10 protein-coding genes and 4 tRNA genes are annotated in these 11,350 nt (G+C 40.3%); all 14 read left to right on the forward strand.

All coding sequences use genetic code 11. From position 1 onward, the window contains the following. The first annotated feature begins 6 nt into the window (after positions 1 to 6). The 14 genes from C502_RS0112515 (at position 7) to tuf (ending at position 11,349) form a co-directional block, all read left to right on the forward strand. A complete protein-coding gene (locus tag C502_RS0112515) occupies positions 7 to 1,200 on the forward strand; it encodes a heme biosynthesis protein HemY (protein ID WP_018679166.1) in 1,194 nt (397 codons plus the stop codon). 7 nt (positions 1,201 to 1,207) lie between these two features. Beyond that, positions 1,208 to 1,645: an acyl-CoA thioesterase gene (locus C502_RS0112520; RefSeq protein WP_018679167.1), complete on the forward strand. Its 438-nt coding sequence runs from the start codon at positions 1,208 to 1,210 to the stop codon at positions 1,643 to 1,645. Between the two features lie 401 nt (positions 1,646 to 2,046). Further along, the gene (locus tag C502_RS0112525) at positions 2,047 to 2,373 is read left to right on the forward strand and encodes an H-NS histone family protein (RefSeq protein WP_018679168.1); all 327 of its coding nucleotides are present in this window, start codon (positions 2,047 to 2,049) and stop codon (positions 2,371 to 2,373) included. Positions 2,374 to 2,551: 178 nt separating this feature from the next. Further along, a complete protein-coding gene (gene gspN, locus C502_RS0112530) occupies positions 2,552 to 3,295 on the forward strand; it encodes a type II secretion system protein N (RefSeq protein WP_026315798.1) in 744 nt (247 codons plus the stop codon). Further along, entirely contained in the window at positions 3,295 to 4,131 is an 837-nt protein-coding gene (locus C502_RS0112535) for a type II secretion system protein N (protein ID WP_018679170.1), read from the forward strand. The genes gspN and C502_RS0112535 overlap by 1 nt, the downstream gene beginning before the upstream one ends. Positions 4,132 to 4,172: 41 nt before the next feature. After that, the gene (gene gspD, locus C502_RS0112540) at positions 4,173 to 6,428 is read left to right on the forward strand and encodes a type II secretion system secretin GspD (protein ID WP_018679171.1); all 2,256 of its coding nucleotides are present in this window, start codon (positions 4,173 to 4,175) and stop codon (positions 6,426 to 6,428) included. Between the two features lie 64 nt (positions 6,429 to 6,492). Beyond that, positions 6,493 to 7,104, forward strand: a complete 612-nt coding sequence (locus tag C502_RS0112545) for an FHA domain-containing protein (RefSeq protein WP_018679172.1) — start codon at positions 6,493 to 6,495, stop codon at positions 7,102 to 7,104. Between the two features lie 111 nt (positions 7,105 to 7,215). Beyond that, complete coding sequence (locus C502_RS0112550) at positions 7,216 to 7,908, forward strand: phosphoglycolate phosphatase (protein WP_018679173.1); 693 nt, start codon at positions 7,216 to 7,218, stop codon at positions 7,906 to 7,908. An 83-nt stretch (positions 7,909 to 7,991) separates the two neighbouring features. Beyond that, positions 7,992 to 9,485, forward strand: coding sequence for an anthranilate synthase component I (trpE, locus tag C502_RS0112555; protein WP_018679174.1), 1,494 nt, complete (start codon positions 7,992 to 7,994; stop codon positions 9,483 to 9,485). Between the two features lie 98 nt (positions 9,486 to 9,583). After that, positions 9,584 to 9,659 (forward strand) — tRNA-Thr (locus tag C502_RS0112560). A gap of 53 nt (positions 9,660 to 9,712) precedes the next feature. Continuing rightward, positions 9,713 to 9,796: transfer RNA gene (locus C502_RS0112565), tRNA-Tyr, on the forward strand. A gap of 33 nt (positions 9,797 to 9,829) precedes the next feature. Continuing rightward, a tRNA-Gly gene (locus C502_RS0112570) sits at positions 9,830 to 9,905 on the forward strand. Positions 9,906 to 9,918: 13 nt separating this feature from the next. After that, positions 9,919 to 9,993 (forward strand) — tRNA-Thr (locus tag C502_RS0112575). Positions 9,994 to 10,158: 165 nt separating this feature from the next. After that, on the forward strand, positions 10,159 to 11,349 hold the full coding sequence (gene tuf, locus C502_RS0112580) for an elongation factor Tu (protein WP_018679175.1): 1,191 nt from the start codon (positions 10,159 to 10,161) through the stop codon (positions 11,347 to 11,349). Position 11,350: the final 1 nt, after the last annotated feature.

Genomic DNA, 11,350 nt, shown 5'->3' on the forward strand with positions numbered 1-11,350 from the left:
GAAGTTATGAAACAACTCGTATTGGTTTATTTGTTACTCAGTTTATTATTTTTCGCATTGTTTGCCATGTTGAGCTATGGCTATGGCAATGGTTATGTTTACATCTATTGGAGAGACTGGCAGTTTCAAAGTAGTTTGTGGGGGTTAATCGCACTCTTTATTGTGATTAGTTTATTTGCACAACTGTTATGGTTCTCTAGTCGACGCTATTTTGCGCGTGAGCAACGTAAAAAAGAAACGGTTTTTCAATTCCAAGACCTACATCCTTATGAGCAACTCGGTATTGTTTGGTTGCTTGATGCTGCAAAAGAACAACAAGTATTTATTGAGCGAGTTTTTACTCAATCGGGTTTATTAAGTCATATTGTTGCTGCGCAATTTGACTATAAAAATGGTGATTATGATGTTGCCTTGCAGACACTCGAAAAATCAGCTCCAATGGCATTTGAACTTGCAGAGCTACAACGCATTAATATCTTTTTGGAACAACATGAGGCAGAAAAAGCCTTAACACATCTAGAATTCTTGGCACAACACCAGCTTTCCCCTTGGTTGAGCGAGATTGAAACCGCCTATCAACAGCGTATTACGGTTCTGTGGGGAAAGCTTGCGCTACAGAAACCGTGGTTATTTCTACAATCCATTCAGCATGGTTTGCTGAGTGCAGAGCATCGGGATCTCTGGTTACAGCAGTTATTAATACATTTTGACCAAGCTTCGGTCGATGATTTGGCTGCTCTACAGCAACGCTATATCGCATTGCAAAGTGAAATACAAACACGCCCTTATAGTAGTAAGGTACTGTGGCTGAAACTATTGGCCCGTATGCCTGAAATGAGTCTGCAACACGAAGATTTAGCACTACATTTGCTTCAAGAACATTTTGATCCAGAAGTGTTTTATTTGTGGTTTCAGCAGCAATTGTTAAAGCAAATTCCAGATTATGCCTATGTTGAACAGCGAATTATGCAACTTGAGCAACGCTATACCAGTGTTCCGATGCTGACTTTTGCGAAGTGGCATGTTTATGTAGCTACTTTACGTTCAGATGAGGCTAGGCAGCTATTAACTCTATATCCAGATAATATTTTGATGAGTTATTTGCGGATTAAATCGACGCTTGGAGATAATCCTGATTTAATCAGACAGTTGAATTTAATATTTGAAAATGATGTTAATTTTCTTAACTTTAAGATATGAGTGAAATATGAAAGAACTGTCTGTCTATCCTGTTATTCATCAGCAAACTGTTGCTTGGGGAGATATGGATGCTTTTGGGCATGTAAATAATGTGCAGTATTATCGATATATTGAAAGCGCACGAATTGCTTATTTAATGGCGTTAAATATATTTGATCAAGATATACTGACTGTAGTTGCTTCTAGCCAATGTAAATATTTAAGTCCCGTATTCTATCCTGATGTGTTGCATGTTGGTGCGCGGATTGAAGAGTTGCGAAATAGCGCTTTTCGTATGCATTATGTTTTATGGAGTGAGGCACAAAACCAGATGGTTGCTGTAGGTGAGGCGGTGATGGTTTGTGTTGATAAAGTGACATCAAAAAAGCAGATGATTCCAGAATTAGTTCGACTGAATATTATTCAACTTGAACAAAGTGTTGGGCATAATCCAATATTTAAATAATAATTTATTATAAAGACTATTATGTCTATTTTAATTCATTAAAGGCTTGGTTTTATATAATTGGCTTTCTTATTTAAGGATTAATTCCAAAATAAGATAAGCTTTTTATATGAAACTTATTGTCATAAAACCATCAAAAATTAAGAAAAAATTAATATTGATAAGATTTGGTAAGAACTGTTTTTTATAATCGAATTGAAATTAAATAGAGCTTGATTGGTCAAATAATGCTGATGTTTTTTGTTTTATTGTAAATATAAGATGATTTATGGTTATATTGTGATTAAGTTGACTAATTTAATATTGATTATTTAATTGTATATAAATTAATATGGAATTGAATTTTTGAATTCATTTTTTATTTTGAGTGATATATTTCTTTTTGAGTTGGAGTGGTTCTCATGAAACCAGATATTAGTGATTTATCTGTAGAAGATTTAAAACGTTTACAGGTAGAAGCAGAAGCTTTAATTTTAAGTAAAAAAGATCAAGCAATTGAAGATGCTTATAATCAAATTATTGCGATTGCTGAAGCCGTTGGTTTTAGCGTTGAAGAATTATTAGAGTTGGGCGAACAAAAGCGTAAGAAAACTACACGCAAAGCAGTCGAGCCACGCTATCGTAATAAAAACAACACTGAAGAAACTTGGACTGGTCGTGGTAAGCAACCACGTTGGTTAGTTGCTGAATTAGAGAAAGGCGCAAAACTTGAAGATTTCTTAATCTAAACAAGTTTTAGCAGTCATCGTTTTGTCATACGATGATTTTATGCTTAATCAAAAGCCAAGCTTAAAAAGCTTGGTTTTTTTATATGAGAGAATTGGCGATGTTGAAAAAGTATGCATAATGTCATTGAGGGGCGAGTGTCTCGAAAAGGATGATATTTTGCATGTTGGTAAGGGTGGGATGAAGAAAAAAACCAAGCAATGGAAATGGTGGGTTTTCGCCATTTTTGCATTTTTAATTTTTATTATTTTACAAATTCCAGCAACATGGTTAATTGCGAAATTTTCAAAAGATAATCAAATATTACATAATGTCAGCGGCAACATTTGGCAAGGGCAAGCGGATTGGCAAAAGGGTCAATTACGTGGTTCCGTGCATTGGAAAACTCGTCCTTTAGATTTGCTCTTGTTGAGACTGGGTGCAAACCTTGAGATTCATAGTGGTAATACACAATTTAGTGGTGTAATGGGCTATGGTTTAGGGCAAAAAATTCTGATCAAAGATCTACAAGGTGAAATTTCTCCTGAGACCTTAAAATATTTTGCCAATTGGCAGTGGCCTGAAAATGCTATTCAACTCAAAAATGTGCAATTCAACTATCAAAAAGAAAAAGGATTTACTGCCGCAGAAGGGCAATTGCATTGGGGTGGAGGCGAGTTGAATTATACTTTTGGTCAACGTCAAGATCGTATGAATATGCCTTCTTTAATTGCAGAAATGAAAGATGAGAATGGGCAATTACAAATAGATGTTCGTGATCAACGTAGCCAAAAAATGGCAAATCTCAGTTTAGATGCAAATCTAATGCTTGATGTTCAATTGACACAACGAATGTTACTCAATGTTCCATCTTATCAAGGGAAAGCGGGGCTAGATACGTATGTAATTAGTTCACGTCAACCGTTGTTGCAAGGTGGTTTTTAATGAAAACAATTGCGCAAAAAGTACAACAGTTTCGTTGGCAGCAATTAGATAAGTCGAGTGCGCTCATTCTCGCATTATTGATTTTATGGTTATGTTGGAAACTGGCTTCATTATTTTGGTGGGTAATTGCACCACCACAACCGATGCAATTTGATCGTGTTGAGTTGGGCTCACAGCAAGCACAAGTTCCTAATATTAGTGCTTTTGCATTGTTCAATGAGCCTGCTGCAACAACAGCACAAGATAACATCAACTTAGAGTTACAAGGTGTGCTGTTAGGTTATCCAAGTTATTTATCTTCTGCTGTGATTAAACTGAATGATACGGCAGAACGCTATCGTGTTGGTGAAACAGTCGGTTCAACTTCTTACCAATTGGCTGAAGTATATTGGGATCATGTGATCTTGAAGCAGGGCAATGGTGCGACCAAAGAAGTCAAATTTAAGGGCTTGGATAATGGTTTGTATCAACCGATTGCACCTGTACTGAATAGTAATAATACCCCCCCTCCAGCCGCGGCACCGGCTCAGAATTCATCACAATCTGCGTTAGGGCAAGCGATCCAGCAAATGCAGGATAACCGTGAACAGTATTTAAAAAATATGGGTGTGAGTGGTGGTGGTTCAGATGGTTATGAGATCTCAGATCGAACGCCAACGAATCTAAAAAATACCTTGGGTTTGCGGTCTGGTGATCGTATCCTATCGATCAACGGTCAGACAGTTGGGCAAGGACTGAGCGAAGTGCAATTATTAGAGCAAGTACGACGTGAAGGACATGCCAAAATAGAAATAAAACGTGGTGATCAAGTGATGACCATACAACAAAGTTTTTAGTGATAACACGTCATCACATTAGTTAGGAATAAGTGCAGGTTATGGCTTTTTTGAATCATCAACGTCCACTTTGGGCACTACTTGCTGCCGCACCTTTAGTTGCGAGCATCAGTACCAATGTGCAAGCACAAACATGGAAGATTAATCTACGTGATGCGGATTTAACGGCATTTATTAATGAAGTTGCTGATATTACGGGGAAGAACTTTGCGGTTGATCCTCGTGTACGTGGTAATGTTACGGTTATTTCCAATAAGCCATTAAATAAAGATGAGGTTTATGACCTATTTTTAGGCGTGTTGAATGTGAATGGTGTGGTTGCACTTCCATCAGGTAATACGGTCAAGTTAGTTCCTGATAGCAATGCGAAAAATGCAGGGATTCCTTACGATGCACGTAGTCGTGCGGGTGGGGATCAAATTGTGACCCGTGTGATTTGGTTGCAAAATACCAATCCAAATGACTTGATTCCCGCATTACGTCCATTGATGCCGCAATTTGCACATTTGGCGGCAGTCGCTGGAACCAATGCTTTAATTGTCTCAGATCGTGCGACCAATATTTATCAGCTTGAAAGTATTATTCGTAATTTGGATGGTACGGGACAAAATGATATTGAAGCGGTTAGTCTGCAATCGAGCCAAGCTGAGGAAGTGATTGGCTTGCTTGAGACCATGAGTGCGACAGGCGCATCCAAAGATTTTATTGGTTCGCGAGTTCGAATTATTGCAGATAATCGTACCAATCGTATTTTGATTAAGGGTGATCCTGATTCACGTAAACGCCTGCGTCAGATGATTGAGATGCTGGATGTTCCGTCAGCAGACCGTTTGGGAGGGTTAAAAGTATTTCGTTTGAAATATGCGAGTGCAAAGAATTTAGCTGAAATTTTACAAGGCTTGGTGACAGGGCAATCAGTTTCCTCATCATCAAATAATAATAGTGCTAGTAAATCAAATTCAGTCAATAATCTGGTTTCGAATAACCAAAATTCAGGTTCATCGACAGGGTCATCCTCAATTTCTACATCGTCAATTAATCTCAATAATAACAGCAGTAATAGCCAAAATAGTGGTGTGACGAGCTTCAACAGCGCGGGTGTCAGCATTATTGCGGACAGCACTCAGAATGCTTTAGTGGTTAAAGCTGAACCTCAATTAATGCGTGAAATTGAAGCAGCAATTAAACAATTAGATACGCGTCGTCAGCAAGTCTTGATTGAAGCGGCAATTATTGAGATTGTGGGCAGTGATGCTGATCAACTTGGTGTGCAATGGGCATTAGGTGATCTAAATAGTGGGGTTGGTTTAATTAACTTTTCGAATGTTGGTTCGAGTATATCTAAGCTCGCAGCAGGTTATTTAACTGGTGGGGCTGCTGGTGTGGGTTCTGCACTTGGAACAGGTTCATCTATTATTCTGGGTGAGTATAAAGAAGGGGCAAATGGCTCTCGTAAACTCTATGGCGCATTGATTCAAGCATTAAAAGAAAATAAAAAATCCAATCTATTGTCTACGCCGTCTATTGTGACGATGGACAATGAAGAAGCTTATATTGTGGTGGGTCAAAATGTTCCATTCGTAACAGGTTCAGTTGCAACCACCGGAAATAGTACGGTGAACCCTTACACCACGGTTGAGCGTAAAGATGTGGGTGTTACCCTGAAGGTCATTCCGCATATTGGCGAAGGCGGTTCTGTTCGTTTAGAAGTGGAACAGGAAGTCTCGAATGTTGAAAATAGCAAAGGTCAGGCAGCAGACTTAGTCACGAGTAAACGTGCCATTAAAACCTCGGTCTTAGCTGATCACGGTCAAACAGTCGTATTAGGTGGTTTGGTTACTGATCAAACGGATGTTAGTCGTCAAAGTTTACCTATTCTGGGAGATATCCCTTATCTAGGGCGTTTATTCCGTTCAGATAGTCGTGGTAATGAAAAACGCAACTTACTTGTATTTATTCATCCAACCATTGTTGGTGATGCTGAGGATGTACAGCGTCTATCTCAGCAACGCTATAACCAATTGTATAGCTTGCAATTATCGATGGATAAAAATGGTAATTTCGCAAGGCTGCCAGAAAATGTTGCAGATATTTACAATCAACAACCTGTGCTAAGCACCTCACCATATCAGAAAGTTCCAACGACAACGCAGAATGAAGCCATTGTTGTGACAACACCTGTTGCTGTGATTGAGCCGCAAGTGCAGAGAAAAACGGTACAGCTTCCAGCAAAAGCAACCGAACGCAGTAAGAGCACGGTGACAACAACAACGATACGTCCTGCGTCTTCACAGTAGATGCACAGAAACGCTTATGTCACAATGCTATGATTGAAAGAAATTATGATAAGGATAGGCATCTATGACTTGGAAATTGCAAGCCATTACAGGTGAATTTACGGGGCAAGAGATTAGTATTGCGCATGATATGTTGGTGGGGCGGCATCAAGATGCAGATATTTTATTACAATCTGCGGATATTTCACGTCGTCATGCAGCTCTGTTGCTGAAAGAGCAGCAGCTATGGGTGCAGGATTTAAACTCGTCAAATGGTACATTTATCAATGATATGCGAGTTGAGCAAGAAACAGCATTGCATGATGGTGATATCTTGCAATTTGCAAGTTTTATGTTTTCGGTACTTGCCGCTCCAATTGAAAAAGAATTACCAGAAATTGAGCTCGAGCCTGTAAGCTCAAATACCCATGACATCGGTATGCCTAGTCTTGCTGATCGATCAATGGAAACTCCGATTAATCGAGATGGGATGCCACAGCAAGTCGGTATTCCTAAACCAGCACCCATTCCTGAAGGTGTGGATGTTCAGGCTGAACAACAACAGCCGACCGCAATTGAAGAACCTGTTTCGCGTGTACAGCAAGAAATTGAACAACAGAAAAATGCTTCGGTTGGATTGATTTCAATTGTTGTGCTGATCATTTTAGCTGTGATTGCTTGGTTATTCTTTAAATAATCGCTTTAAGCTTTTACAATCGAGGCATGCCTTGAGCTTTACTTCTCACTGTAATGAAAGCAGTGTTTAGGTTTTGCTTGGGCGTGCTTTTTTTATTTTTTGAGTAAAGATATGTCTGTTGCACATTTGCAAAATCGTAACCTGATTTTATTTGATCTAGATGGAACACTTGTGGACTCAGCGGCTGATTTATATCGAGCGATGAATCTAAGTTTGGAAAAACTAGCACTGCCATTGGTAACTGAAGTTCAAATTAGGGCTTGGGTGGGTAAGGCTGCAGCAAAACTATGTGAAACGGTATTGGAACATTTGTTTGGGCAGGTGAATGCTCAGCAGCAAGAGCAACTCCTCAATACATTTGTTGAAGTCTACGCTCAGGAACTCTGTGTAAATACCCAAGTTTATGAGGGGGTTTTATCCTTTTTGGACTATTGCCAAACCCATCATATTACAATGGCCTGTGTCACCAATAAGCCTGAGCATTTAGCACAAGGCATTCTCGATATTTTACAACTGAGTCCATATTTTAAAATGGTGATTGGTGGTGATAGCTTGGCGGAACGCAAGCCGCATCCATTACCTTTACTACATTGTGTGCAACAGCAAAATACTACAGCATCACAAACCTTGATGATTGGTGATTCAAGTAATGATGTGGAAGCCGCAAGACGTGCAGGTATTGATTGTATTGTGGTCAGCTATGGCTATAATCATGGAGAAAGTATCTATGACTGTCAGCCGCAACAAGTGGTGGATAGTCTAGAAGAATTGATAGAAGATGATTTGGTAAGGAGACAAGCATGAAGATGGTTATGGTTTTTCGATGGCGAGCTTGAGACAGCACTAAAGAAAAAACGCACAGAAATTAAAAACCATAGAGAAGATTCATGACGACCTTAGTACAATTTGAACAGTTGAAATCAGCAGGCTATAACACGATTCCTGTGTACCGCCAACGTTTAGCGGATACTGAAACGCCGTTATCTGTTTTTGCACGTTTTAAAGAACAAAAACAAGCTTATCTCTTTGAATCCGTTGAGGGTGGAGAGAATTGGGCACGCTACTCTATGATTGGGTTGGGTGAGTCGATCGTTTTTTCATGTAATGCTGGTGTACTGACCATTCAGCAGGCAGATGGAATGCTGACACAGCAAGATTGTGCTGACCCATTCCAATACATTAGAGAATTCCAAAGCCAATTTAAAGTTCCAACACAAGCGGAATTGCCTGATTTACCAAATTTTACAGGCGGATTGGTAGGTTATTTGGGTTATGACGCAGTTCGTTATATTGAACCAAAACTCAAAAACGTTCCAACAGCCGATCCTGTGAGCCTACCTGATCTTTGGTTGATGCTGTCACAAACCGTCATTGTATTTGATAATTTAAAAGACACGCTCTTTTTGATCCATCATGCAGATACGAGTCAGTCTGATGCTTATAACATAGCACAGCGTAAGCTTGATCAGCTTGAACAGTTGCTAGCGGTATCAGTCAGTTTGCAGGCAAAGCCACATACTGCACCACATTTTGAGTCGATTACAGGAAAAGAAAAGTTTCTTGAGACCGTCGAGAAAGTGAAAGAGTACATTCGTGCGGGTGACGTGATGCAGGTTGTGCCAGGTCAGCGTATGGTGTCTGATTTTGATGGTGAGGCTTTGCAAGTCTACCGTGCTCTACGCCATTTAAATCCATCACCTTACTTATTTTTGGTGCAAGGGCAAACACTGACAGATCAGAAACCCTTTCATATCGTTGGCTCTTCACCAGAGATTTTATCGCGTTTGGAAAATGGTATTGCAACTGTGCGTCCTTTGGCGGGTACACGACCACGTGGAAAAACCAAAGAAGAAGATTTAGCTTTAGAGCAAGACCTGTTGTCAGATGAAAAGGAAATTGCTGAACATTTAATGCTGATTGATCTAGGGCGTAATGATGTTGGGCGAGTTTCTAAAATTGGCAAAGTACAAGTTACAGATCGTATGGTGATCGAGCGCTATTCACATGTTATGCATATTGTGTCGAATGTGCAGGGTGAGGTGCGTGATGATGTGGATGCATTAGATGTTTTTAAAGCGACATTTCCAGCAGGAACGCTTTCAGGTGCGCCAAAAATTCGTGCGATGGAAATTATTGATGAGGTTGAACCCGTAAAACGCGGAGTTTTTGGTGGTGCGGTTGGATATTTAGGCTGGCATGGCGAAATGGATATGTCGATAGCGATTCGTACTTGCGTGATTCGCGATAAAAAGGTTTATGTTCAGGCTGGAGCAGGGCTAGTTGCGGACTCAAATCCTGAATCTGAGTGGAATGAAACCCAAATAAAAGCTCGCGCAGTGATCAAAGCGGTTGAATTATCATCAAACGGATTGATTTTATGAGTTTTTAACAGTTTTTTTGAAAAAAGCACTTGCATCAATTCAGAGTTTTGCTAAACTGCACACCGTTCCGATACGAAACGTACGAAACACTAAGAAACGCCGGCATAGCTCAGTTGGTAGAGCAACTGACTTGTAATCAGTAGGTCCACAGTTCGAATCCGTGTGTCGGCACCATCTTAAGTGTGGTAATAAGTGAAGTAAAGAACAGCACTGTGTAAGTGTGATATGGTGAGATTCCCGAGCGGCCAAAGGGGGCAGACTGTAACTCTGCTACGAAAGTTTCGAAGGTTCGAATCCTTCTCTCACCACCATCTAACTTCGATTGAAGTGGTAAATACCAATATGCGGGAGTAACTCAGTTGGTAGAGTGGCAGCCTTCCAAGCTGCATGTCGCGAGTTCGACCCTCGTCTCCCGCTCCAAATCGAAGATGTCGCTCTTATAGCTCAGTGGTAGAGCACTCCCTTGGTAAGGGAGAGGTCTCGAGTTCAAGTCTCGATAAGAGCTCCAGATATAAAACTTGGTAGAATTTCTACAAAATTTTTAAAGAAGCAGGCTATTATAGTCTGCTTTTCAAGTATTGGGTGTTTAGTTTTTTTAGGCGAATGTCGATAAAGAAAGTTTTTCAGGGTTGTTTTTCTCTAAACTGGTGTCGACGTAAATGAGGAAAATCAAATGGCTAAGGCTAAGTTTGAACGTAATAAACCACACGTAAACGTGGGTACAATTGGTCACGTTGACCATGGTAAAACAACTTTAACTGCTGCGATTGCAACTATTTGTGCAAAAACTTACGGCGGTGAAGCGAAAGATTACTCACAAATCGACTCAGCTCCTGAAGAAAAAGCACGTGGTATTACAATTAATACTTCACACGTAGAATACGATTCTCCAATCCGTCACTACGCTCACGTAGACTGTCCTGGTCACGCCGATTATGTTAAAAACATGATTACTGGTGCTGCTCAGATGGATGGCGCGATCCTTGTATGTGCTGCGACTGATGGTCCAATGCCACAAACTCGTGAACACATCCTTCTTTCACGTCAGGTTGGTGTACCATTTATTCTTGTATTCCTTAACAAGTGTGACCTTGTTGATGATGAAGAATTACTTGAATTAGTAGAAATGGAAGTTCGTGAACTTCTTTCTACTTATGACTTCCCTGGTGATGACACTCCAATCATCCGTGGTTCAGCGCTTCAAGCATTAAACGGTAATGACGGTCCTTACGGTGAAGCATCAGTTCTTGCACTTGTTGAAGCGCTTGATACTTATATTCCAGAACCAGAACGTGCAATCGACAAAGCATTCTTAATGCCAATCGAAGATGTATTCTCTATCTCTGGTCGTGGTACTGTAGTAACAGGTCGTGTTGAATCTGGTATCGTTAAAGTTGGCGAATCAGTTGAAATCGTTGGTATCCGCGATACAGTTGTAACGACTGTAACTGGCGTAGAAATGTTCCGTAAACTTCTTGACGAAGGTCGTGCGGGCGAGAACTGTGGTGTTCTTCTTCGTGGTACTAAGCGTGAAGACGTACAACGTGGTCAAGTACTTGCTAAACCAGGTACAATCAAGCCGCACACTAAATTCGATGCAGAAGTATATGTACTTTCTAAAGAAGAAGGTGGTCGTCATACTCCATTCCTTAACGGTTACCGTCCACAGTTCTACTTCCGTACAACTGACGTAACTGGCGCAATCCAATTACAAGACGGCGTAGAAATGGTAATGCCAGGTGACAACGTTGAGATGTCAGTAGAATTAATCCACCCGATCGCAATGGATCCAGGTCTACGTTTTGCAATCCGTGAAGGTGGTCGTACTGTAGGTGCCGGTGTTGTTGCGAAAGTAACTGTATAAT

It is taken from the genome of Acinetobacter tjernbergiae DSM 14971 = CIP 107465, from assembly GCF_000374425.1.
GTDB lineage: Bacteria > Pseudomonadota > Gammaproteobacteria > Pseudomonadales > Moraxellaceae > Acinetobacter > Acinetobacter tjernbergiae.